The 22336-nt window shown below is 67.7% G+C and carries 19 protein-coding genes, 1 tRNA gene and 2 pseudogenes; 16 read left to right on the top strand and 6 right to left on the bottom strand.

Annotated elements, in window-relative coordinates; genetic code table 11:
• The first annotated feature begins 540 nt into the window (after positions 1-540).
• From ACEU5R_RS28720 to ACEU5R_RS28685, 8 genes and pseudogenes are all read left to right on the top strand, one after another.
• Positions 541-1563, top strand: a complete 1023-nt coding sequence (locus ACEU5R_RS28720) for an amino acid ABC transporter substrate-binding protein (RefSeq protein ID WP_103275774.1) — start codon at positions 541-543, stop codon at positions 1561-1563.
• A gap of 193 nt (positions 1564-1756) precedes the next feature.
• Entirely contained in the window at positions 1757-2623 is an 867-nt protein-coding gene (locus tag ACEU5R_RS28715; protein WP_392413182.1) for an IclR family transcriptional regulator, read from the top strand.
• 289 nt (positions 2624-2912) lie between these two features.
• Positions 2913-3821 carry an arginase family protein gene (locus tag ACEU5R_RS28710; protein WP_392413180.1) on the top strand — a complete coding sequence of 303 codons (909 nt, stop codon included), beginning with the start codon at positions 2913-2915 and terminating at the stop codon, positions 3819-3821.
• Positions 3822-3862: 41 nt separating this feature from the next.
• Positions 3863-4654, top strand: a complete 792-nt coding sequence (locus ACEU5R_RS28705) for an ABC transporter substrate-binding protein (protein ID WP_392413178.1) — start codon at positions 3863-3865, stop codon at positions 4652-4654.
• A gap of 30 nt (positions 4655-4684) precedes the next feature.
• Entirely contained in the window at positions 4685-5377 is a 693-nt protein-coding gene (locus ACEU5R_RS28700) for an amino acid ABC transporter permease (RefSeq protein WP_103275772.1), read from the top strand.
• Between the two features lie 4 nt (positions 5378-5381).
• Positions 5382-6134 (top strand): amino acid ABC transporter ATP-binding protein, encoded by a 753-nt coding sequence (locus tag ACEU5R_RS28695; protein ID WP_392413176.1) that lies wholly within the window; start codon positions 5382-5384, stop codon positions 6132-6134.
• A 155-nt stretch (positions 6135-6289) separates the two neighbouring features.
• The gene (locus ACEU5R_RS28690; RefSeq protein ID WP_392413174.1) at positions 6290-7849 is read left to right on the top strand and encodes an acetolactate synthase large subunit; all 1560 of its coding nucleotides are present in this window, start codon (positions 6290-6292) and stop codon (positions 7847-7849) included.
• 16 nt (positions 7850-7865) lie between these two features.
• A pseudogene (locus ACEU5R_RS28685) lies at positions 7866-8330 on the top strand (MaoC family dehydratase); the annotation flags it as partial.
• A gap of 18 nt (positions 8331-8348) precedes the next feature.
• Here ACEU5R_RS28685 and ACEU5R_RS28680 read toward each other — a convergent pair.
• The 3 genes from ACEU5R_RS28680 to ACEU5R_RS28670 form a co-directional block, all read right to left on the bottom strand.
• The gene (locus ACEU5R_RS28680; protein ID WP_392413172.1) at positions 8349-9335 is read right to left on the bottom strand and encodes a TRAP transporter substrate-binding protein; all 987 of its coding nucleotides are present in this window, start codon (positions 9333-9335) and stop codon (positions 8349-8351) included.
• A 200-nt stretch (positions 9336-9535) separates the two neighbouring features.
• Positions 9536-10729: an acyl-CoA dehydrogenase gene (locus ACEU5R_RS28675; RefSeq protein ID WP_103275767.1), complete on the bottom strand. Its 1194-nt coding sequence runs from the start codon at positions 10727-10729 to the stop codon at positions 9536-9538.
• A 128-nt stretch (positions 10730-10857) separates the two neighbouring features.
• Positions 10858-12540 (bottom strand): thiamine pyrophosphate-binding protein, encoded by a 1683-nt coding sequence (locus tag ACEU5R_RS28670; RefSeq protein WP_392413170.1) that lies wholly within the window; start codon positions 12538-12540, stop codon positions 10858-10860.
• A gap of 135 nt (positions 12541-12675) precedes the next feature.
• Here ACEU5R_RS28670 and ACEU5R_RS28665 point away from each other — a divergent pair, with 135 nt between their 5' ends.
• The 4 genes from ACEU5R_RS28665 to ACEU5R_RS28650 all read left to right on the top strand — a co-directional run bounded on the left by ACEU5R_RS28665 (position 12676) and on the right by ACEU5R_RS28650 (position 15835).
• On the top strand, positions 12676-13581 hold the full coding sequence (locus ACEU5R_RS28665) for a LysR substrate-binding domain-containing protein (protein WP_103275765.1): 906 nt from the start codon (positions 12676-12678) through the stop codon (positions 13579-13581).
• A 41-nt stretch (positions 13582-13622) separates the two neighbouring features.
• The gene (xerD, locus tag ACEU5R_RS28660) at positions 13623-14606 is read left to right on the top strand and encodes a site-specific tyrosine recombinase XerD (protein WP_103276614.1); all 984 of its coding nucleotides are present in this window, start codon (positions 13623-13625) and stop codon (positions 14604-14606) included.
• 39 nt (positions 14607-14645) lie between these two features.
• Entirely contained in the window at positions 14646-15134 is a 489-nt protein-coding gene (gene ybaK / locus ACEU5R_RS28655; RefSeq protein ID WP_103275764.1) for a Cys-tRNA(Pro) deacylase, read from the top strand.
• 122 nt (positions 15135-15256) lie between these two features.
• Positions 15257-15835: a DJ-1/PfpI family protein gene (locus ACEU5R_RS28650; protein WP_103275763.1), complete on the top strand. Its 579-nt coding sequence runs from the start codon at positions 15257-15259 to the stop codon at positions 15833-15835.
• Positions 15836-15957: 122 nt separating this feature from the next.
• On the opposite strand, the gene adhP is transcribed toward ACEU5R_RS28650, so the two are convergent.
• Entirely contained in the window at positions 15958-16983 is a 1026-nt protein-coding gene (adhP, locus tag ACEU5R_RS28645; RefSeq protein ID WP_392413168.1) for an alcohol dehydrogenase AdhP, read from the bottom strand.
• A gap of 196 nt (positions 16984-17179) precedes the next feature.
• Here adhP and ACEU5R_RS28640 point away from each other — a divergent pair, with 196 nt between their 5' ends.
• Entirely contained in the window at positions 17180-17569 is a 390-nt protein-coding gene (locus ACEU5R_RS28640) for a ribbon-helix-helix domain-containing protein (protein WP_103275762.1), read from the top strand.
• A gap of 69 nt (positions 17570-17638) precedes the next feature.
• Here the strand turns inward: ACEU5R_RS28640 and pbpG are convergent, their stop codons facing one another.
• Together pbpG and ACEU5R_RS28630 are read right to left on the bottom strand one after the other, a co-directional pair.
• Positions 17639-18958 (bottom strand): D-alanyl-D-alanine endopeptidase, encoded by a 1320-nt coding sequence (gene pbpG, locus ACEU5R_RS28635; protein WP_103275761.1) that lies wholly within the window; start codon positions 18956-18958, stop codon positions 17639-17641.
• Between the two features lie 324 nt (positions 18959-19282).
• Positions 19283-19357: transfer RNA gene (locus ACEU5R_RS28630), tRNA-Arg, on the bottom strand.
• A gap of 435 nt (positions 19358-19792) precedes the next feature.
• Between ACEU5R_RS28630 and ACEU5R_RS28625 the strand changes: the two genes are divergently transcribed.
• From ACEU5R_RS28625 to ACEU5R_RS28615, 3 genes and pseudogenes are all read left to right on the top strand, one after another.
• Positions 19793-20992 carry an MFS transporter gene (locus ACEU5R_RS28625; protein WP_103275760.1) on the top strand — a complete coding sequence of 400 codons (1200 nt, stop codon included), beginning with the start codon at positions 19793-19795 and terminating at the stop codon, positions 20990-20992.
• 36 nt (positions 20993-21028) lie between these two features.
• Complete coding sequence (locus tag ACEU5R_RS28620) at positions 21029-21190, top strand: hypothetical protein (protein ID WP_199770909.1); 162 nt, start codon at positions 21029-21031, stop codon at positions 21188-21190.
• A gap of 93 nt (positions 21191-21283) precedes the next feature.
• A pseudogene (locus ACEU5R_RS28615) lies at positions 21284-22336 on the top strand (hypothetical protein); the annotation flags it as partial.

Here is a 22336-nt window from a genome sequence, read left to right as displayed (position 1 = left end):
ACGCCTGAAGGGTGGACGGGCTGCGCCGCGACAGCCAGGCCAGCGCCGGGCACGGGCCCGCTACAGTCATGGCTCGCGCAAGACATGAATACAAGAAAGGCCCCGCGGCTCGCGCCGCGGGGCCTTTTACGTTGCATCGCTGCGCGCGAGCCGGGCGCCTGCCATCGCGGCCGCATGCGGGTCGCCTGCTGGTGACCACACGCCCCGTCCGCGAGGCTCTCTGGCGGGAATGCGGGCCGCACCGGTCTATCCGGGGTGCGGACGCTACAAGCGCCTCGAAGAACAGCGCCGACTGCAAGCGCTCGGATTGCACCTGCGCCGCCACCTTGCCGGCCAGCTCCGGATCTTAAAAAGTTCGATCACAGGACCGCGACGGCGTCGCCCTGCAGCGCGGGCATCGGGTTTTCTCTAGGCCCGGTTCCGTTGTTCACTCCATGGACATGGCGTAATCTGGCGACCGGTCCGCAATCCTGGACCTGGATTTCAATGCGCGGGGCGGTCTACGAGGTCGCCGCGCGCGCATTCTGGAGAGTCAATAATATGAAGCGGTTCTTCTCGTTGGCGGCCGGCGCTCTTGCCCTGGCCTGCGCGTCCCAAGCGGCGGTTGCCGGCCCCACGCTGGATGCGGTCAAGAAAAAGGGTTTCGTGCAATGCGGCCTGACCGACGGTGTGTCGGGCTTCTCCGCCACCAACAGCAAGGGCGAGTGGGAAGGCATGGACGTGGACATCTGCCGCGCCGTGGCGGCGGCGGTGTTTGGCGATCCGACCAAGTTCAAGGGCACCGCGCTGTCGACGCAGCAACGCTTTACCGCCCTGCAGTCGGGGGAAGTCGATGTGCTGCTGCGCACCGTGACGCTGACGCAGACCCGCGATACCTCGCTGGGCCTGTCGGCCGTGGCGGTCAGCTTCTATGACGGCCAGGGCATCCTGGTGAACAAGAAGCTGGGCGTCAAGAGCGCCAAGGAACTCAACGGCGCCACGGTCTGCGTGCAGCCGGGCACGACCACCGAGTTGAACCTGGCGGACTGGTTCCGCGCCAACAAGATCGAATTCAAGCCGGTGGTGATCGACAAGGTCACCGAGGTCGTGCGCGCCTTCGAATCAGGCCGTTGCGACGCCTTCACCGACGACGCTTCGCAGCTGGCCGCCGTGCGCGCCACGCAGGTCGCCAAGCCGGACGACTACGAGATCCTGCCGGAACGCTTCTCGAAGGAGCCGCTGGGCCCCATGGTGCGCCAGGGCGACGAGAACTGGCTGGGCATCGTTCGCTGGACGCTGTTCGCGCTGCTGGAAGCCGAGGAATACGGCATCACGCAGAAGAACGTGGATGAAATGCTCAAGAGCAACAATCCCAACGTCGCGCGCATCCTGGGCGTGACGCCGGGCGCGGGCAAGAACATGGGGCTGGACGAGAAGTGGGCCTATAACGCCATCAAGGCGGTGGGCAACTACAGCGAAGTGTTCGAGCGCAACGTGGGCAAGGACAGCAAGCTGAACCTGCAACGCGGCACCAATGCGCTGTGGAGCAAGGGCGGCGCCATGTATCCGTGGCCGATCCGCTGATCCGCTGAGCATTGATGGTCCAGAACGGCCCGCGATCGCGGGCCGTTTTCCATTGCGCGCGAGATGGGCCTCGCTTTCACCGGCATTCGGCGCGCGGGTTTCGTTGCCGGCCACGACGAAAAGGATCGCCAGCCGATATGTATGCAGCGTAATGCGGTACGCTATCGCCTTTCCCATGCCTGTTTCGCGCACCATGACGCAGTCCCCATCCGCCGAGGATTCTCCCTTGTTCGTCGCCGCGCTGGCGCGTGGCGTCTCCGTGCTCAGGGCATTCAGCGAAGGGCGACCGGCGATGACGCTGCCCGAGCTGGCGGAGGCCACGGGCCTGAGCAAGAGTTCGGTGCAGCGCTTCACGCATACGCTCTGGACCTTGGGCTACCTGCGCAAGGATCCCGCCAGCAAGAAGTTCTCGCTGGGACCCTGGTCGCTGGAACTGGGCATGAAGTACGTGCAGACCAGTCCGCTGGTGCTGGGCGGCAATCCGTTCCTTCATTCGCTCAACCGCAACTGCCAGGAAACCTGCAGCCTGGCCGAGCCCGACGGCTTGGACATGGTGTACGTGGCGCGTTTCGCCACGCACAAGGAAATGTTCGTGAACATGCCGGTCGGCATGCGCCTGCCGCTGTATTGCACGGCGGCGGGGCGCGCGGTGCTGTCGCGGCTGGATCCGGACGTGGCCCACGGGCTGCTGGAGCGCAGCGACCGTAGATCCCATACCGCCGCCACGATCACCGGCATGGACGCCTTGCTGGCTGAGCTGGAGTTCGCGCGCCGGCACGGCTATGCACGTTCCAATGGCGAGTTCTACCCGGGCGACATCACCGTCAGCGCCGCCGTGCTGGATGCCGGCGGCATCCCCCTGGGCGCGGTCAATGTGTCGGTTCCATCCAGCCGCTGGTCGTTCGAACAGGCGCAGGCCGTGTTTGGTCCGCAGGTGGTCGAAACCGCGCATGCCATCAGCGTGTCGCGCACCTTGGGACGTTCTCATCCTTTCTACGAGCTGGAGCCTCCCGGCGGCGCGCTGCGCGCCACGCCGATATCCGTGGCCGGCGAAGCCTGATATCCGTTAGGCGGACTGCGGGTCCGCGACGGCGCGGAGGCCCTCCGAGCGGCGCCTGCGCTGCGTATTCCATATTATTTTGATCAAGTATTTGGGCCACGCTTAAGGGAAACTCCCTAATTGGCGCTGCCACTTCTTGCGCGTTAATCTAATTTCGACATGATCGTATCGTATACCGATTCGATCAAATCTAAATTAACGGCCGCTCATGACAGGTGAGCGGCCGGCGCCAAGGAGCCGCGCTGTGTCGCAGTCCGCCGAAGTCCGCTTTCATCCCGTGCCGGGATTCATGGGGTTGCCGCCGGCCCGTTCCCCGGAGTCCGGCGCGGCGCGCGCCTGCGTGGTTGGGATTCCCTTCGATTGCGGCACGCATCCCTTCCGGGTGGGATCGCGCCAGGGACCCGACGCGATCCGCGAGCAGTCGCGGCTGCTGCGGCCGGTGGACATCTTCCGCCGGCACGGCATCGACAATCCATCCGAGTTCCTGCGCGCCGTCGATGTGGGCAACGTGGCCTGCCATCCCGGCGATCCTGACGCCTCGTTTCCGCTGATCGAGGCCGGCATCGGCGCGATCCTGGACGCGGGCGCCATTCCCATTTCGATGGGCGGCGATGGCGCGGTGACACTGCCGCAGCTGCGCGCCGTCGCGCGGCGCCATCCGGACTTCGCGGTGCTGCATTTCGATTCGCACACCGACACCTATCCCATCCCGGGCTACAACACCGCCACCACCTTCACCCGCGCCGCGGAGGAAGGTCTGCTGGATGTGGCGCGCAGTTTCCATGTTGGCACGCGCGGCAGCTCCTTCATGCCCGGCGTGCTGGAATTCGGCCGTGAGGTCGGCTACACGATCGTGCCCTTCGATGACTTCGATGCCGACCGGACCGGCGCGCTGGACGCGATCCGGCACCGCATCGGCCAGCGGCCGGTGTATCTGTGCTTCGACATGGACATCTTCGACCCATCCTGCGCGCCGGGCGTTTGCACACCGGAGTGGGGCGGCCTGTCGCCAAAGGAAGGGCTGGCGCTGCTGCGTCAGCTTGCGGGGCTGAACTTCGTGGCCTTCGATGTCAACACCGTGTCGCCGCCTCAGGACGTGCAGGGCGCCACGGCCTTTCTGGCCGCGACCGTCATGCAGGAATTCTGCGCGCTGGCGGCGGCCGCGGTGCAGCGGTATCCGCAAGGGCGTCCGGCCTGATCCGGCGCGCTGGCGGCATTCATACATTCCAGGGGAAATCCATGACACTCAAATCCATTCTGCTCGGCCTGGCGTCGGCCGCGCTGCTGGCGCAAGCCGCCGCGGGCCATGCGCGCACGCTGGACGAAGTGCGCGCCGACAAGACGTTGAATGTGGTCACGACGGCCTCCGCGCCGCCGCACGGTTTCAAGAACCCGCAATCCAATCGCCTGGAGGGCATCATGGTGGATGTGGCGGCGGCCGTCGCCCGGCACCTGGGCGTGGCCGACAAGCTGTCGGACGTGCCGTTCTCGGGCCTGATCCCGACCCTGACCTCGGGCCGTGCCGACGTCATGTCCGCGCCCTTGTTCATCACCGAGGAACGCGCGCGCGCCATCGATTTCTCGGCGCCGGTCTATGAATGGGGCGAAGGCATCGTGGTCAGCGACAAGGCGACCCGGCGCTACGGCAAGTTCGAGGACATGCGCGGCCAGCGCGTCGGCGTGCTGGTCGATTCCGTGCAGTTCAACATGATCAAGGACATGCCGGACACCAAGGTGTCCACCTATCAGGACTACTCCACGCTGCTGGCCGACGTGCGCGCCGGCCGCATCGACCTGGGCATCGTCGATCCGCCCAGCATCGTCTATCAGATCAAGACCAAGAACATCCCGGGCGTGAAGCTGGATACCGGCTACCAGCCGCAACGCAAATGGCAGGTCGGCATGGCGGTGCAGAAGGGCAATGCCGCGTTGCTCGGGGCCGTCAATGCCGCCCTGGCCGAGATGAAGCGCAACGGAGAGCTGGCCGCCATCGGGCAGAAGTGGGGCGTGCCGGACCTGATCAGCAAGTAAGGCCGCCAGGCCACGGACGAGGAGCACGAATTGGACTTCGCTACCCTGCGCATGTACCTGACCCCGCTGGCCGAAGGCACGGTCTGGACCCTGGCGCTGTTCTTCTGTTCGGCCTTTCTGGCCGTGGCGCTGGGCCTCGTGGTCTGCCTGTGCCGGCTGTCGAGGCATGCGGCCTTGAGCCGCGCGGCGCGCGTGTACATCGACATCATCCGTGGCACGCCCCTGCTGCTGCAGCTGTTCTACATCTACTACGGCCTGCCCGAGATGGGCGTGGTGATCAACGGCTTCGTGGCCGGCGTGCTGGGCCTGACGCTGAACTTCGGCGCCTATCTGGCCGAGCTGTTCCGCAGCGGCATCCAGTCGGTGGACGCGGGCCAGTACGAAGCGGCCCGCGCGCTCGGCCTGCGCCGCTGGCAGCGGCTGCGCCGCATCGTGCTGCCGCAGGCATTGCGCACGATCTTTCCAGCGCTGGGCAACTACGCGCTGGTGCTGATCAAGGAGACGTCGCTGGTGGCGGTGATCAGCGTGTACGAACTGATGCGCGCCGGTGAAATGCTGGCCGGCGCGACCTTCCAGGCCTTGACCGTCTACACCATGGTCGGGGTCATCTATTTCGCGCTGTGCAGCGTGCTGGCGTATCTGTTCCGCCGCTCCGAAAAGCGGCTGACCGTGCCGGGCTACTGGAGCGGGGCCGGCGACAACCACGATATCTCGAAGGCCTGACGCCATGGACGGATTGAACTGCGCGGCGCCCATCATCACGATGCGGGACGTGTCGAAATGGTATGGCGATTTCCAGGTGCTGGACGGGCTGGACCTGGATGTGCGGGCCGGCGAGAAGCTGATCCTGTGCGGGCCTTCAGGATCCGGAAAGTCCACCACTATCCGGCTGCTGAACCGGCTGGAGGAACATCAGCGGGGCCGCATCGTGATCGACGGCATCGAGTTGGACGGGGGGCTGGGCAACATCGAGCGGATACGCGCCGAGGTGGGCATGGTGTTCCAGCACTTCAATCTGTTCCCGCACCTGACCGTGCTGGAGAACTGCACGCTGGCGCCGATGCTGGTCAAGGGCGTGGCGCAGCGGGACGCCGAGCGTCATGCCATGCAGTATCTGGAGCGCGTCCGCATTCCGCAGCATGCCGCCAAGTATCCGGGCCAGCTTTCCGGCGGCCAGAAGCAGCGCGTGGCCATCGCGCGCGCGCTCTGCATGCAGCCGAAGATCATGCTGTTCGACGAGCCGACGTCGGCGCTGGATCCCGAGATGGTCAAGGAAGTGCTGGACACCATGGTGGCGCTGGCGCGCGATGGCATGACCATGATCTGCGTGACACATGAAATGGGCTTCGCGCGCGAGGTCGGCGACCGGGTGGTGTTCATGGACCAGGGCGCGATCGTCGAGATCGACACCCCGGACAACTTCTTCCGCGCGCCGCGCTCCGAGCGGGCGCAGGCGTTCCTGGGCCAGATCCTGGCGTAGCGCGGGCGGAAATTCCGGCAGCCGGAATCGGCGGAATGGTTCCATGGCCAGCCGCGCAGATGGCCCCACCAGGTTTGCGTTACCCTACCTATCATGCCTGTCGGGCCCGCGCGCAGCCGCCGGCCCGCACTCGATATAACAACCAGGGAAACACGATGAACGGCGCTGACAGTCTTTGCGATACCCTTCTTGCCAACGATGTGGACGTCTGCTTTGCCAATCCGGGCACGTCCGAGATGCACTTTGTGGCGGCGTTGGATCGCAAGCCGGACATGCGCTGCGTGCTGGGCCTGTTCGAAGGTGTCGTGACCGGCGCCGCCGACGGTTATGCGCGCATGGCCGACAAGCCCGCCGCCACGCTGCTGCACCTGGGGCCGGGCCTGGGCAATGGCCTGGCCAACCTGCATAACGCCAAGCGCGCGCGCACGCCCATGGTCAATGTCGTGGGCGATCATGCCACCTATCATGTGCAGTACGACGCACCGCTGACCAGTGATGTCGAGGGCGTGGCGCGGCCCATGTCGCATTGGGTGCGGCGCACGCTCACCGCTGGCGCGATCTCGGCCGACGCGGCCGAGGCCGTCGCCGTCGCGCGACGCGAGCCTGGCAATATTGCCACGCTGATCCTGCCGGCCGACGCCGCCTGGACGGACCTGCCAGCGGGCGCGTCTGCGCCCGTGATCGCGGCGCGCGACGCCGCGCCGCGCACCTCGGCCGAGGCCGTGCGCGCGGCCGCCGATGCCATCCGCAGCGGCGAGAACACCGTGCTGATGCTGGGCGGCGCCGCGCTGCGCGGCCGCGCGCTGGAAGCGGCGGGCCGGATCGCCCGCGCCACCGGCGTGCGCCTGATCTCCGAGACCTCCAATCGCCGCATCGAGCGCGGCCGTACCCGCACGCCGGTGGACCGGCTGCCCTATCCGATCGATCTGGCCGTGGCCAAGCTCAAGGACGCGCGGCGCCTGGTGCTGGCCGGCGCGCGCGCGCCGGTGGGCTTCTTCGCCTATCCCGGCAAGCCCAGCCTGCTGGCGCCGCCCGACTGCGCACAGGTCGTGCTGGCCACGCAGGAACAGGATTTGGCGCAGGCGCTGGAATGGCTGGCCGATGAGCTGGGCATCGCCGCCGCCGCGCCGCGCCTGACCGCGCCGGCGCCGACCTACGAGGTGCCCGCCAGCGGCAAGCTCACCGGCGCCGCCGTCAACATCCTGGTCGCGCATACCTTGCCCGAGCAGGCCATCGTGTGCGATGAGTCCATCACCCAGGGACGCGAATTCCCGCTGTACAGCGTGAGCAGCGCGCCGCACGACTGGCTCATGCTGACCGGCGGCGCCATCGGCATCGGCCTGCCGCTGGCCACCGGCGCGGCGGTCGCCTGCCCGGATCGCAAGGTGGTCACGCTGCAGGCCGACGGCAGCGGCATGTATACGTTGCAGGCGCTGTGGACCCAGGCGCGCGAGAACCTGGATTGCCTGACCATCATCCTGGCCAATCGCTCCTACGCCACGCTGCACGGCGAAATGAAGAATGTGGGCGTTCAGGAGCTCGGCCGCAACGCGCGCCGCATGCTGGACCTGCAGGAACCGAGCCTGGAGTGGGTGTCGCTGGCGCGTGGCATGGGCGTGGACGCGGTCAGCGTGGATACTATCGAGGGCTTTGCCGATGCGCTGCGCGCGGGACTGAAGCGCCGTGGACCGTTCTTGATCGAAGCGCTAATCTGAGGCGCTCGATTCAAATCAAGAAAGGGGGAAGCGCACCATGAAGTTCGCCGAGTTCAAGGACGGCATGCTGATCAAGGCCGGACCCGTCATCGTGACGGAGGCCGAGATCCTGGAGTTCGCCCGCAAGTTCGATCCGCAGTGGTTCCACACGGATCCCAAGCGCGCGGCCGAGGGGCGCTGGGGCGGGCTGATCGCCAGCGGCTGGCATACCTGCGCGCTGGCCATGCGCATGGCGGTGGACGCTGCGCTGCATGATTCAGAGTCCTTCGGCTCGCCCGGCCTGGGCGAGGTGCGCTGGCGCGTGCCGGTGCGCCCCGGCGACCAGCTGCGGCTGGACGCCAGGGTGCAGGGCGTGCGCAAGTCTTCCTCGCGTCCGGACCTGGGCATCATCACCTGGGCCTGGACGGTGCTCAACCAGCACGACGAAGCCGTGCTGGAGCTGGACGCGACCAGCCTGTTCGACCTGTCCGGCAACGCCTGAATCCGGGGCGGGCCGTCGCTAGCGCTTGCCGACCTGCCCGATGATGGCCACGGCGTCAGGGCCGGCGGTCGCCTTCCAGGCGTTCACGGATTCCGTCGCCGCGTCTTTCAACGCCTTGCGCACGGACGCCGGCACCTTGGTATTGATGGTCACGCCGTTCTTGCGCATGTTGGCGTAGTTCTGCCGCAGCCGGCCGTCGATGCGTTTCCATTGCTCGCTTTCCGTCTGCGCGGCGGCCTGGTCGATGGCGCGGCGCGCGCGGGCATCCAGCGACTGGTAGGCCTGCAGGTTCATCGTCGCCACCGAGACCGGCATGGCGTAGTTGATCTCGGCGAAGTGAGGCAGGTGTTCCCACAGCTTGCGGCCGGCGCCGCCGTCGCCCGAGGACAGCACGGCGTTGACCTCGCCCGAGGCGATGCGCGGCATGGCGTCGGCGAAGGAAATGTTCTGCGCTTGCGCGCCGGCCTTGCGCAGCACGTCCTGCGAGGTGGCGTCGTAGGCGCGGATGTTCAATGATTTGAGCGTGGCCAGGCCGTCGATCTTGCGCTTGGACCAGATGCCCGAGGCCGGCCACGGCGTGGTGTAGAGCAACTTCTGGCCATGTTCGGCCAGCAGCTTTTCATAGGCCGGCCGCGCGGTCTTGTTGAGGCTGCGCGCCTTGGCCAGCGAGTCGGCCAGGAAGGGCAGCGAAGACACGCCGAACAGCGGGTACTTTTCCGCCAGCGCGCCGGCGAAGGCATCGCCCGCGTCGACCTTGCGCGTTTGCACGGCGGCGATCATGTCGCCGGACTTGATGCCCTTGGCCGCGTCATAGCTGGCCTCGATGATCACCTCGCCGCCGCTCTTGGCCCGCACCAGCTCGGCGAAGGTGGACACGCCTTGTCCGGGCATGGATGTGGCCGGGTATTCGGTGGCCATGGTGAGGGTGGTGGCGGCGTGCGCGCCATGGCCGATGAATGCCATGGCGATGCACGCCATCAGGCGCTGGGATGGGTTGCCTTGCATGCGCGACTCCTGGTCGGTCGAAAAAAGCCGGGGTCGGACACGCAAAAGGGGGGCGCAAACGCCAGGGAAAGTGCCAGGCCAATATGCCTACAGCGTACGGCGCGGGCCAGATTGTCGCCATGCGGGCTTTCGCGGATACGGCGAACGCCAGGCGAAAAAAAACCGGCACTAGGGCCGGTTTTCTTCGAGGGCAGGGCGGATCAATAGAACGCCTGAATGCCCGTCTGCGCGCGACCCAGGATCAGGGCGTGCACGTCGTGGGTGCCTTCGTAGGTGTTGACCACTTCCAGGTTGACCAGGTGGCGGGCCACGCCGAATTCGTCGGAGATGCCGTTGCCGCCCAGCATGTCGCGCGCCAGGCGGGCGATGTCCAGGGCCTTGCCGCAGGAGTTGCGCTTCATGATGGAAGTGATTTCCACCGCGGCCGAGCCCTCGTCCTTCATGCGGCCCAGGCGCAGGCAGCCTTGCAGCGCCAGCGTGATCTCGGTCTGCATGTCGGCCAGCTTCTTCTGGATCAGCTGGTTGGCGGCCAGCGGGCGGCCGAACTGCTTGCGATCCAGCGTGTACTGGCGGGCGGTGTGCCAGCAGGCTTCGGCGGCGCCGACAGCGCCCCAGGCGATGCCGTAGCGGGCCGAGTTCAGGCAGGTGAAGGGGCCCTTCAGGCCGGCCACGCCGGGCATCATCTGCTCGGCCGACACTTCCACTTCGTCCATGACGATTTCGCCGGTGATCGAGGCGCGCAGGCCGACCTTGCCGTGGATGGCCGGGGCCGACAGGCCCTTCATGCCCTTGTCGAGGATGAAGCCGCGGATCTTGCCGTCGAAGTCGCCGCCCACGCACTTGGCCCACACCACGAACACGTCGGCGATGGGGGAGTTGGTGATCCACATCTTGTTGCCGGTCAGCTTGTAGCCGTCGGCGGTCTTGACCGCGCGCGTTTCCATGCCGCCGGGGTCGGAACCGTGGTTGGGCTCGGTCAGGCCGAAGCAGCCGATCCATTCGCCGCGGGCCAGCTTGGGCAGGTACTTCTGCTTTTGCGCTTCGCTGCCGAATTCGTTGATGGGCACCATCACCAGCGAGGACTGCACGCTCATCATGGAGCGGTAGCCGGAATCCACGCGCTCGACTTCACGGGCGATCAGGCCGTAGCTGACGTAGTTCAGGCCGGCGCCGCCGTACTCGGCGGGGATGGTCGCGCCCAGCAGGCCCAGTTCGCCCATTTCGGAGAAGATCGCCGGATCGGTCTGCTCGTTGCGGAACGCGTTCAGCACGCGCGGGGCCAGCTTGTCCTGCGCGTAGGCCTGGGCGGCGTCGCGCACCATGCGTTCTTCTTCGGTCAGCTGCTGGTCCAGCAACAGGGGATCTTGCCAGTGAAACGAGGGATTCGAGGACATGCTGGGTCTCCGTGATGGATTTCCGTATTCGGAATCGGAATGCTGAAAAGTTTAAACCTAAAATAATTCGGGCGGCAAGTCGGGTTTGCGCGGCCCCGCGCGGGGCCGCGCCGCAACGCCTGGCGGCGCTAGGACTTGGCCTGCAGGGCGGCGTCGCGGATCCGGGCCAGCGTGGTCGACGGGGAAATGGTCTCCGGATCGATCAGGCAATGCAGGATGGCCGGCTTGCCGCTGGCCAGCGCGCGTTCGAAGGCCGGGCCGAACTGTTCGCTGCTTTCCACCCGCTCGCCATGGCCGCCGAAGGCGCGCGCGTAGTCGGCGAAGTCGGGGTTCTTGAGCGCGGTGGCGGAAACGCGGCCGGGATAGTGTTTTTCCTGGTGCATGCGGATGGTGCCGTACATGCCGTTGTCGACCAGCACCACGATGATGGGCAGGTCGTATTGCACGGCGGTGGCGAATTCCTGGCCGTGCATCAGGAAGCAGCCGTCGCCGGCGAAGCAGACCACGGTCTTGTCGGGATGCACGCGCTTGGCACCCACCGCCGCGGGCAGGCCATAGCCCATCGAGCCCGAGGTCGGGGCGAGCTGCGTGCCGTACCGGGTATAGCGGTGGAAGCGGTGCAGCCAGGTGGCGTAGTTGCCGGCGCCGTTGGTCATGATGGCGTCGGCCGGCAGCGTTTTTTCCAGGTAGGCCATGACCTCGCCCATCTGCAGCGCGCCGGGCGTGCGGATGGCGGCGGGGTCGCTCCATTTCAGGTACGACTCACGCATGGCGCGGGTGTCGTCGGCCCAGGCGGGGGCGGCCGGCGCCTTCAGGCCGGCCAGCGCCTCGGCGAAAGCGGCGGGCGAGGTATTGATCGCCAGCGTGGGGCGGTACACGCGCGCCAGCTCGGCGCTGTCGGGATGCACATGGACCAGCTTCTGGCGCGGCACCGGGATGTCCAGCAGGGTGTAGGCTTGGCTGGGGTTTTCGGACATGCGGCCGCCGACCAGCAGGATCAGGTCGGCGTCGGCCACGCGCTTGAGCAGCGCCGGGTTGATGCCCAGGCCCACGTCGCCGATGTAGCAGGGATGGTCGGCCGGGAACAGCATCTGGCGCCGGAACGACACCGAGGTCGGCAGCGCGTGGCGCTCGGCGAACGCGGCGAACTGCTGCACGGCCTGCTCGCTCCAGCGGCTGCCGCCCAGGATGGCGACGGGCCGGGTGGCCTTGGCCAGCAATTGTTCCAGGTCGGCCAGTTGGCCGGCCGAGGGCGCGGCGTCGATGGGCGCGTAGCGCGGCGCGTCGGCCACCGCGGCGGCCTCGACCAGCATGTCCTCGGGCAGCGCGATCACCACGGGGCCGGGGCGGCCCGAGGTGGCGATGTGGAAGGCGCGCGAGACCAGCTCGGGAATGCGTTCGACCTGATCGATCTCGGTGACCCATTTGGCCTGGGTGCCGAAGACGGCGCGGTAATCCATTTCCTGGAAGGCTTCGCGTTCGCGCATGCCGCGCTCGATCTGGCCCACGAACAGGATCAGCGGAGTGGAGTCCTGCTTGGCGATATGCACGCCGGCCAGCGCGTTCGATGCGCCCGGGCCGCGCGTGACCATGCAGATGCCGGGTTCGCCGGTCAGCTTGCCGTGCGCGTCGGCCATCATCGCCGCGCCGCCTTCCTGGCGGCAGACCGTGACCTGGATGTCGGCGTCGTGCAGGCCGTCCAGCACCGCCAGGTAGCTTTCGCCCGGCACGCAGAAAACGTGTTTGACGCCCTGGGCGACCAGCTGGTCTACCAGGATGTGACCGCCGAGACGGGATGCTTGCTGGGCCATAGGGGTATCGTCGCGATGAGCCGAGAATGAGATGACTGAGCATATGTGCCATCAGCGCACAATGCAATTGATAAAATTGCACAATCTATTGATCCCCCGGCACGTCGAGGCCGGCCATTCGGGGTTCCGTCCGCCATGAGAAACGGCATTCCCAATCTGAGCGCGCTGCAGGCTTTCGAGGCCTCGGCACGGCTGGGCAGTTTTTCCCGCGCGGCCGAGGAACTGTCCCTGACCCATAGCGCCGTCTACCGGCAGGTCGCCAGCCTGGAGGCGCGGCTGGGCGTGCAGTTGTTCACCCGGGTGCGACGCCGCATTGCGCTGACCGAACACGGCGCCGAGTACGCTGGGCGGATCCGTCACCATCTGGATCAGATCGAGAAGGACACTTTTGGCCTGGTCAGTCGCACCGGCATGGGCCGCAGCATCCATATCGCGGTCGTGCCCACGCTGGCGACCACCTGGCTGATTCCCCGGCTGCCCGATTTCCAGCGCGCCCACCCGGACATCACCGTGAGCCTGTCGGTGCGCACGCTGCCCTTCCAGTTCAAGGACCAGCCCTTCGACGGCGCGCTGTATCACGGCGATGGCCTGTGGCCAGGCACCCAGGGCGCGCTGCTGTTCCCCGAGCGCGAGTTGGTGCCGGTGTGCGCGCCCGAGCTGGCCGCGCGCATCACCGGCCGAGGCGCCGAGGCGCTGGCCGGCCTGACGCACCTGCACCTGAGCTCGCGGCCGGACGCCTGGCGTCAGTGGTACGCGGCCAATCAGTACCTGTATGGTCCGCAGGCGGCGGGCGGGCCGCGCTACGAACTGTTCACGATGGTGATGGCGGCGGTGCAGGCCGGACTGGGCGTGGGCCTGATGCCGCGTTTCCTGGCGCAGCCCGCGCTGGACCAGGGGGCGCTGGCCTTGCCCGTGCCGCAATCGCTGACCGTCAGCCAGGGCTACTTCTTCGGCTATCCGCAGCGCAGCGAGCGCTCGGAAGCGCTCAAGCTGTTCGAGGCCTGGCTCCAGGCCGCGGCGGCGGGCGTGGGCGCGCGTTGAATGCGTAGAATGTGCGTCAGCCTTCTTCCCTTGCCGCCTTCATGACTGAGACCCGCGCGCCGCTCGCTTCCCAGGCCGACATCGACGCTTTCATCGACGCCGTCTGGCTGGAGGACGGCCTGTCCGCCAATACGCTGGCGGCCTATCGGCGCGACCTGACCGGCTTCGCGCGCTGGCTGGAAGACCCGGAAAGCTACGCGCGCGAGATGGCCGACCGCTACGGCGAGGCGGCCGGCGGCCAGGCGCTGCCGGCCGGGCCGGCCAGGACGCTGGCGCAGGCCGGCAAGGCCGACATCGAAGCCTGGTTCGCGTTCCGCCACGAAGAGACCCGCGCGGCCACGGCCAACCGGCGGCTGGCGGCGCTGCGCCGCTTCTACGCCTGGGCCTTGCGCGAGCATCGCGCCGAGCGCGATCCCTGCCTGACGCTGGAGGCGGCCAAGCAGGCGCCGCGCATGCCCAAGATCCTGTCGGAGGCGCAGGTGGATGCCTTGCTGCGCGCCCCCGACCTGGAACAGCCCCGTGGCCTGCGCGACCGGGCCATGCTGGAAACGCTGTACGCCACCGGCCTGCGCGTGTCCGAACTGGTCGGCGTGCGCGCGCTGGATGTGAGCCTGAACGAGGGCGTGGTCCGCGTGGTGCTGGGCAAGGGCGGCAAGGACCGGCTGGTGCCGTTGGGCGCCGAGGCGGCGCACTGGATCGACCAGTATCTGGCGCGCGCCCGTCCCGAGCTGGCCGCCGGGCGCGTCAGCGACGCGCTCTTCATCACCGGCCGTGGCGAGGCCATGACGCGCCAGGCGTTCTGGCAGCTCGTCAAGAAATACGCGGTGCTGGCCGACGTGCGCGCGCCGCTGTCGCCGCACGTGCTGCGGCACGCCTTCGCCACGCATCTGCTGAACCACGGCGCCGATCTGCGCGTGGTGCAGATGTTGCTGGGCCATGCCGATATCTCCACCACGCAGATCTACACCCACGTCGCGCGCGAGCGCCTGAAGGCGCTGCACGCGGCCCACCATCCCCGAGGCTGAGCGACGACCCGCCGCCTATTTTCCTTCCCGTCCCGATCCATGAGCAAAGCCCGCCACGTTTCCGAAACGCCCGCCACGCAGTTCCTCAAGCAGAACAAGGTGGCCTACACGGAGCACACCTACGACTACGTGGACCATGGCGGCGCGGGCGAGGCCGCGCGCCAGTTGGGGCTGGACCCGCACGCGGTGGTCAAGACGCTGGTGATGGAGGACGAGGCCGCGCGTCCGCTGATCGTGGTCATGCACGGCGATCGCGAAGTCTCCACCAAGAATCTGGCGCGCCAGGCCGGGCTGAAAAAGGTCGCGCCCTGCCATCCCGACGTGGCGCAGCGGCATTCCGGCTATCAGGTCGGCGGCACGTCGCCGTTCGGCACGCGCAAGCGCATGCCGGTCTGGGTCGAGGCCGAGGTGCTGGATTACCCGGTGGTCTATATCAACGGCGGCCGTCGCGGTTATCTGGTCGGCATCGATCCCAAGGTGCTGGTCAGCCTGCTGGACGCCAAGCCCGTGACCGTCGCGCTGGAATAGGGGGCGTTCGACGCGTGGTAGCGGGATACCACCCGCGCCGGCGCGAGCAAGGCCACAATGGGCCGCAGGCAGAAGAACCGGCGTTGAAGCCGGCGCCCAGCCCCCATCCCCAGGAGACGAGAATGAGCAAGACTTTGCTGATGCTGGTCGGCGACTACGCCGAAGACTACGAAACCATGGTGCCGTTCCAGACGCTGCAGGCGGTCGGCTACGCGGTGCATGCCGTGTGTCCGGGCAAGAAGGCCGGCGAATCCGTGGCCACCGCGATCCATGATTTCGAAGGCGCGCAGACCTACAGCGAGAAGCGCGGCCACAATTTCGCGCTGAACTACGACTTCGACCGCGTCGAGCCCTCGTCCTACGCAGGGCTGGTGATTCCCGGCGGCCGCGCGCCGGAATACCTGCGCCTGAACGACAAGGTACTGGATATCGTGCGGGCCTTCGACCAGGCGAAAAAGCCGATCGCGGCCGTGTGCCACGGCGCGCAGCTGCTTGCGGCCGCCGGCATCCTGAAGGGACGCACCTGCTCGGCCTATCCGGCCTGCGCGCCCGAGGTGCGGCTGGCGGGCGGCACCTATGCCGAGATCGCCATCGATCAGGCCCATACCGACGGCAATCTGGTGACCGCGCCGGCCTGGCCCGCGCATCCGGCCTGGCTGGCCCAGTTCCTGGCCGTGCTTGGCACGAAGATCACGCATTGAGCTGAACGCGCCGCGGGCCATGTGCGGCGCGCCTGTGCGACGGATCCGGGATGACGTCTCGCGTCATCCCGGATCCGCTTTTTTTGGCGAACCCCGCGCGTGTCGCGCCGGGAAGGCCGTGCTCAGGCGAAGTCCAGCACCACGCGGCCCTCGATCTGGCCGCTGCGCATGCGGTCGAACACGTGGTTGATGTTCTCCAGCCGTTCGGTCGCGACCGTGGCGCGCACCTTGCCCTCGGCGGCGAATTGCAGCGATTCCTGCAGGTCCAGCCGCGAGCCGACGATGGATCCGCGCACGGTCACGCCATTGAGCACCATGTCGAAGATCGACAGCGGGAAATCGCCGGGCGGCAGGCCGTTGAGCGCGACGGTGCCGCCGCGCCGCACCATGCCCAGCGCCTGCTCGAAGGCCTTGGGCGAGACGGCGGTGATCAGCGCGCCGTGGGCGCCGCCGATCTCGCGCTTGAGGTAGGCGGCCGGGTCCGTGGTCCGCGCGTTGACGGCCACCTCGGCGCCTAGCTTGCGGGCCAGCTCCAGCTTGGCGTCGTCGATGTCGACGGCCGCCACGTTCAGGCCCATGGCGCGGGCATACTGCACCGCCATGTGGCCAAGCCCGCCGATGCCCGAGATCACCACCCAGTTGCCCGGGCGCGTGTCCGTCATCTTCAGGCCCTTGTACACGGTGACGCCGGCGCACAGCACGGGCGCGATGTCCACGAAGCCGATGTTGGCGGGCAGCAGCCCCACGTAGTCGGCCGCGGCCAGCGCATATTCGGCGAAGCCGCCGTTGACCGAATAGCCGGCGTTCTGCTGCTGTTCGCACAGCGTTTCCCAGCCGCCCAGGCAATGCTCGCAATGGCCGCAGGCGGAGTACAGCCAAGGGATGCCGACGCGGTCGCCTTCCTTGACGTGGGTGACGCCGGCGCCTACGGCCACCACATGGCCCACGCCTTCATGGCCGGGAATGAACGGAGGGTTGGGCTTGACCGGCCAGTCGCCTTCCACGGCGTGCAGGTCGGTATGGCAGACGCCGCAGGCCTCGATCTTCACCAGCAGCTCGCCCGCGCCGGGTCGGGGCACCGCGACTTCCTCGATGGCCAGCGGCTTGCCGAACGCCCTGGCCACGGCGGCTTTCATGGTCTTGTCCATAGGATCCTCCGTTGTGTGGTCGATATTTCTATCGTCGGCCGTCTGGCCACGGACGGCCATGACATGGATCAAGATGCCGGCGTCGGGGACGGGGCCCGGCAGCGCCTTGCCGCTGCCGTGTCTATCGTCGTACATTGGACGGCAGGCGTCCCCGCCTGAATGGCACGCCGTTCCGTCCCTCGCATCCGGAGCTCCCATGTGTGAAATCTTCATCCGCGCCAGCGAGCAGTCCTATGCGCCGGAAACCCGTTCGCTGCGCCTGCACGGCGTGGCCACCAGCCTGCGGCTGGAGCAGCTGTTCTGGCAGGTGCTGGAGGAAATCGCCGGCCGCGACGGCATGCGGGTCACGCAGCTCATCGAACGCCTCTACGACGAGTTGATCGAATACCGCGGCCAGGCGGCCAATTTCACGTCCTTCCTGCGCGTGTGCTGCCTGCGCTACCAGCTGTTGCAGGCCGAGGGTCGCATTCCGCTGGACGCGGCGGTGCCGATCCGCTCGCTCAACGCCAAGGCCGTGCTGGAGGGCCTGCCCGCCACGCTCTATGACGCGCAGCCGCTGCCCTCCCGGCGACGCGCGGCCGCCTGATCCCGATGCAAAGGAAAAGGGCCCGATCATCTGATCGGGCCCTTTCGGTGTCTGGCGATTGCGCCGGTCTCAGCCGCCGGGCTGGGCCTGCGCCAGCGCGACTTCGCTCTGCACGATGCGGCGGATGCGTACCGCGTCGCCAATGCGCGAGAGCTTGCCCTGCGAGTCCAGCAGCACGATGGCCAGATCGCGGCCGTTGATGCGGGCCAGCATGACCAAGCACTCGCCGGCCTCGTTGATGAAACCGGTCTTGGAGACCTTGATATCCCAGTCGGGCTTGCGCACCAGCAGGTTGGTGTTGCGGAAGGTCTGCGTGCGGTTGTTGATCTCGACGTCGTACTCGGTGTCGGTGGAGTAGCGGTGGATCAGCGGTCGCTGCGATGCGGCGCGCAGCAGGCGGGCCAGGTCGTGCGGCGAGGATACGTTGTCGCTGGACAGACCGGTGGGCTCGATGAAGCGCGTGCTGGTCATGCCCAGCGCCTGCGCCTTGGCGTTCATGGCGGCCACGAAAGCCGGCAGGCCGCCCGGGTAGTTGCGGCCCAGCGCGTTGGCGGCGCGGTTCTCGGAAGACATCAGCGCCAGGTGCAGCATGTCGCCGCGGCTCAGCCTGGTGCCCACGCGCAGGCGCGAGGTCGTGTGCTTGAGGCCGTCGATGTCATCGTCAGTGATCTCCAGCATTTCGTTCATGGGCTGGTTGGCATCCACCACCACCACGGCCGTCATCAGCTTGGAGATCGAGGCGATCGGGCGCACCACATTCTCGTTCTTGGCGAACAGCACGGTGGAGGTTTCCAGGTCCTGCACGTAGGCGGTGCTGGAGCGCAGTGCGGCGGCTTCGGCGCGCACCGACGATGCCGGCGGCGGCATGGCGGCCGAGGATGCCGCGGCGACCGCCGCCCGGCCACGGCCGGGTTTGTTGGGCTTGTCGTTCTTGCCACCCTTGCCGCCCTTGCCGGCGGCGTTGGCCTTGGGCGTGCCTTTCTGCGCCACGGCGGCGGGTTTGCCGCCCTTGGGCGCGGCGGCCTTCTTGCCGGCCGGCTGCTTGGGCGCGGCGGCATGCTTGGGGGCGGGCGCCTTGCCCGCGGCCTGCTTGGAGGCGGGGCCCTTGCCAGCGGCTTGCTTGGGGGACGAGGCCTTGCCGGCGGCCTGTTTCGGCGATGCGCCCTTGCCGGCGGCGGGTTTGCCAGCGGCGGCTTTGCCAGCGCCGGACTTGGCGGACGGGGCGGGGGCTTTCTTGGCTTGTTGCGCCTTGCAGGCCGCCGATTTGGCGTTGGTCTTGCAAGGATCGGAATTTTTCGCGGCTTGCGCGGCGGGGGGCAGGAGCGCGCACATCGCCAGCGCCATGGGCGCTATCGCGTTCGCAATTGCACGTGTCCAGGTAAATGCCATGGTTTCAGCAGGCTTGTCAGTCTGTATAGAGATGTTTCGTACGCCGTTCGTCGGGCACTTCAAAAAAAGTCCAGATGAATTAGAGGCTTACGCGTCGAATTTAAACAGTAATTTCAAGTAGTAGGCAAGACGAATTACCATCATCGCCGAAAAAAATTATGGGGACGTATTGGCGCCGGAAAGATTCGTCACAATTGGCGTCCCGAGACGCTACCGTCGCGCGGCGCGTGAGCGTAGCCCGGAATAACCCTCATCCTGCTGAACGCGGGCAATTTTCACGCGTGGCGGGAGGGCGCGGGGGAGGGGAACTGAAGGGGGATGAAGTGGCCTCGCCGGGTGGAATCGAACCACCAATTGACCCTTAGGAGGGGCCGGTTATATCCATTTAACTACGGCGAGACGGATGCTGGCGTGAGAGGCGCCAGTCCTGGCCTGGCGCCATGCGCCCGAGCCTCGATGCTGCGTTGAAACGTCCGGGAAAAGTGTAGCGCACCCGTATGGTCCGCCGTGTGTCGCCAGGGGCGCGCAAGCGCGTCACCGGCAACCCGGTCGTTTCAAGCCGGACGCAAGTCTATCAGCAGGACGGCCAAGCCCCAAATCGGAGCCGGATCTTGACGGCTCCGGCCCAAGCCGGCGCGGCGGAAAGCCACGGACGCGCCGCGCCGATCCGGCCAAGGACGATGCGGCGACAAGGATATTGCCGGGGCGGCGCCCGCATTTGTTTATCATGTTCATGGTTGCGCCCGGCCGGTCTGGCCCCAGGCGCCGCGCCGTCCCATGGAGGGGAGCGGCGTTTCGACAATCAATAACGATTCAATAAGAGACACGGCTTTCATGTCCAGCCAAACTGACAAGATTTCCATGCGCACCCTGATCCTGGGCACGCTGGTGGTGCTGCTCGCCATGGGCGTGCGGGCCACGTTCGGGCTGTTCATGCAGCCCATGGGGCTGGCCCATGGCTGGGGACGCGACGTGTTCTCGATGGCCTTCGCGCTGCAGAACCTGGTCTGGGGCGGCGCCTGTATCTTCATGGGCATCCTGGCCGACCGCTACGGCTCGGGCCGCACCATCGCGCTGGGCGCGGTGCTGTACATGCTGGGCATGATCGGCACGCGCTTCGCCACCGACGAGACCACGCTGTACCTGACGGCGGGTGTGCTGGTGGGGCTGGGCCAGGCCGGCACGACCTTTCCGGTGATCCTGCCCGTGGTGGCGCGGTCGGTCCCGCCCGCTTACCGCAGCACGGCGATGGGCATCGCCAGCGCCGGCGGCTCGATGGGGCAGTTCGCGGTGGTGCCGACCGGGCAGGTGCTGATCAACGGCCTGGACTGGCCGGGCGCGCTGTGGGTGCTGTCCCTGTTCGTGGCCTGCGCCGCGCCGCTGGCCTATTACCTGCGCGGTCGTCCGCAGGTCCATGCGGGTCCGCATCAGTCGCTGGCTGCGGCGGTGCGTCAGGCCGTGCGGCATCCGTCGTTCCATTTCCTGTTCTGGAGCTACTTCGTCTGCGGCTTCCATACCGCCTTCATCACGCTGCACCTGCCGGCCTATGTCACCGACGGCGGCCTGACGGCGGCGCAGGGGGCCACCGCGATTGCGCTGATCGGCCTGTTCAACGTGCTGGGTTCGTTCTATGCCGGCAAGCTGGGCGGCAAGTACAGCAAGAAGCGCTTGCTCGCCGTGGTCTACGGCATGCGCGCCTTCGGTATCCTGCTGCTGCTCTGGCTGCCGCTGTCGTCGTGGGTGCTGTACGTCTTCGCCGCCTGGATGGGACTGTTCTGGCTGGGCACGGTGCCGTTGACGCAGGGGTTGATCGGGCAGATCTACGGCCTGCGCTATGCGGCCACCCTGTCGGGCATCGTGTTCCTGGGTCATCAGCTGGGCAGCTTCGTTGGGGTCTGGCTGGGCGGCTACGCCTATGCCAAGACCGGCAACTACGATATGGTCTGGTGGCTGGGCGTGGTGCTGGCCGTGCTGGCCGCGCTGCTGTGCCTGCCAGTGCGCGAGCAGCCGGTGGCGCAGCCCGCCGCCGCCTGACGCGCATCCCCGTTCCGGCCGATCATGGAATCCGATATGAGCCCGCATCCGCCTGAAAGCAAGCTCCCGATCCGCCGAGGCTGGCGGATCGCGGGCGGCCTGGCGCTGGTCCTGGCGCTGGGCCTGGCGTTCTGGGGGTACACCACGCCCGACATGCAGATCCATTGGGAAAACCTGGCCGCGCTCTGCGGTTTTTGACTCGCCCGGACGCAAACAGGCCGCGGCGCTCGCGGTATCCTACGGCCTGGCCTTCTTTCGCCGCCGCGCGCGCCATGCTCGCGGCGGGTGCCCATGCAGGACGCACCGCTTTCCTATCCTGAACTGTCATTGCCGGATATCGGCGGCCTGCCAGCGGCCGGCATGTTGGTGCTGACCGTGAACAACCGCCTCGCCCGCCGCCTGACGCTGGAGCTGGCGGGCCTGTTGCGCGCCGAGCGGCAGGTCAGCGAGCTGCCGCGCATCGTGCCCCTGTCCGCCTGGCTGGCTGAGTCGGCCAATGAGCTGGCGTTCGACGCCGGCGGCGACATGCCCGCATATCGGCTGGACAGCTTCGCCACGCAGATGGTGTGGACCGAGGCGATCCGCGCCGAGGAGGCCGAGCGCGTGCTGCTGGACGCGCGCCAGGCGGCGCGGCTGGCCATGGACGCCGACCTGCTCATGGACGAGTGGGAGCTGCGCGTGCCATCGGGCGCGGACACCGATGAATACAAGGGCTTTGCCCGCTGGCGCCTGCGCTACCGCGAGGCCCTGGCCGAGCTGGACGCCGAGGATGCGAACCAGGGTTATGCGCGCGTGCTGGACGCGCTGGGCCAGGGCCGGCTGGCAACGCCGCAGCGGCTGGTGCTGGCCGGCTTCACCGAGGTCTCGCCGCGCTTCGCGCGCCTGCTGGACGCGTTCGCGGCCCAGGGCTCGGACATCGGCCAGTGGCGCGACGCGCAGCGCGCGCCCGCGCAGCCGCGTCGCTTCGAGGCCCCGGATCAGGGCAGCGAGTGGCGCGCCGCCGCGAGTTGGGCCGCGACGCAATTGCAGGTCCATCCGACAGGTCGCTACGCCATCGTCTCGCCGCAACTGGAAGCCGAATCCGTGTTCGCCCGGCGCGTGCTGGGCCAGGCGCTGGCCGGCCGCGACGGCGCGCCCGCGCTGGCGTTCAACGTGGCCGTGGGCCGGCCACTGGATGAATGGCCGATGGCGCGCGCGGCGCTGGCCTGGCTGCGCGCGCTGGCCGAATGCGCGGACGGCAAGGGCTGCGGCGTGCAGACGCTGGGCGCCGCGCTGCTGGCCGGCCATAGCGCCGGCGATGTGGGGGCGGGGGGCGGGCGGTGCCGCCCTCTACCGGGGGGGGGG

It is taken from the genome of Achromobacter sp. 413638, from assembly GCF_043119405.1.
In the GTDB taxonomy this organism is placed as follows: domain Bacteria; phylum Pseudomonadota; class Gammaproteobacteria; order Burkholderiales; family Burkholderiaceae_B; genus Achromobacter.
Note: the sequence above shows the minus strand (reverse complement) of the source record. Positions and strands in the feature narration are given on the sequence as shown.

Excerpts from the sequence above, each read along its gene's own strand:
- ACEU5R_RS28720 (WP_103275774.1), top strand. The coding sequence starts at position 541 with ATGAAGCGGTTCTTCTCGTTGGCGGCCGGCGCTCTTGCCCTGGCCTGC.
- ACEU5R_RS28715 (WP_392413182.1), top strand. The coding sequence starts at position 1,757 with ATGACGCAGTCCCCATCCGCCGAGGATTCTCCCTTGTTCGTCGCCGCG.
- ACEU5R_RS28710 (WP_392413180.1), top strand. The coding sequence starts at position 2,913 with ATGGGGTTGCCGCCGGCCCGTTCCCCGGAGTCCGGCGCGGCGCGCGCC.
- ACEU5R_RS28705 (WP_392413178.1), top strand. The coding sequence starts at position 3,863 with ATGACACTCAAATCCATTCTGCTCGGCCTGGCGTCGGCCGCGCTGCTG.
- ACEU5R_RS28695 (WP_392413176.1), top strand. The coding sequence starts at position 5,382 with ATGGACGGATTGAACTGCGCGGCGCCCATCATCACGATGCGGGACGTG.
- ACEU5R_RS28690 (WP_392413174.1), top strand. The coding sequence starts at position 6,290 with ATGAACGGCGCTGACAGTCTTTGCGATACCCTTCTTGCCAACGATGTG.
- ACEU5R_RS28680 (WP_392413172.1), bottom strand. The coding sequence starts at position 9,335 with ATGCAAGGCAACCCATCCCAGCGCCTGATGGCGTGCATCGCCATGGCA.
- ACEU5R_RS28675 (WP_103275767.1), bottom strand. The coding sequence starts at position 10,729 with ATGTCCTCGAATCCCTCGTTTCACTGGCAAGATCCCCTGTTGCTGGAC.
- ACEU5R_RS28670 (WP_392413170.1), bottom strand. The coding sequence starts at position 12,540 with ATGGCCCAGCAAGCATCCCGTCTCGGCGGTCACATCCTGGTAGACCAG.
- ACEU5R_RS28665 (WP_103275765.1), top strand. The coding sequence starts at position 12,676 with ATGAGAAACGGCATTCCCAATCTGAGCGCGCTGCAGGCTTTCGAGGCC.
- xerD (WP_103276614.1), top strand. The coding sequence starts at position 13,623 with ATGACTGAGACCCGCGCGCCGCTCGCTTCCCAGGCCGACATCGACGCT.
- ybaK (WP_103275764.1), top strand. The coding sequence starts at position 14,646 with ATGAGCAAAGCCCGCCACGTTTCCGAAACGCCCGCCACGCAGTTCCTC.
- ACEU5R_RS28650 (WP_103275763.1), top strand. The coding sequence starts at position 15,257 with ATGAGCAAGACTTTGCTGATGCTGGTCGGCGACTACGCCGAAGACTAC.
- adhP (WP_392413168.1), bottom strand. The coding sequence starts at position 16,983 with ATGGACAAGACCATGAAAGCCGCCGTGGCCAGGGCGTTCGGCAAGCCG.
- ACEU5R_RS28640 (WP_103275762.1), top strand. The coding sequence starts at position 17,180 with ATGTGTGAAATCTTCATCCGCGCCAGCGAGCAGTCCTATGCGCCGGAA.
- pbpG (WP_103275761.1), bottom strand. The coding sequence starts at position 18,958 with ATGGCATTTACCTGGACACGTGCAATTGCGAACGCGATAGCGCCCATG.
- ACEU5R_RS28625 (WP_103275760.1), top strand. The coding sequence starts at position 19,793 with ATGTCCAGCCAAACTGACAAGATTTCCATGCGCACCCTGATCCTGGGC.
- ACEU5R_RS28620 (WP_199770909.1), top strand. The coding sequence starts at position 21,029 with ATGAGCCCGCATCCGCCTGAAAGCAAGCTCCCGATCCGCCGAGGCTGG.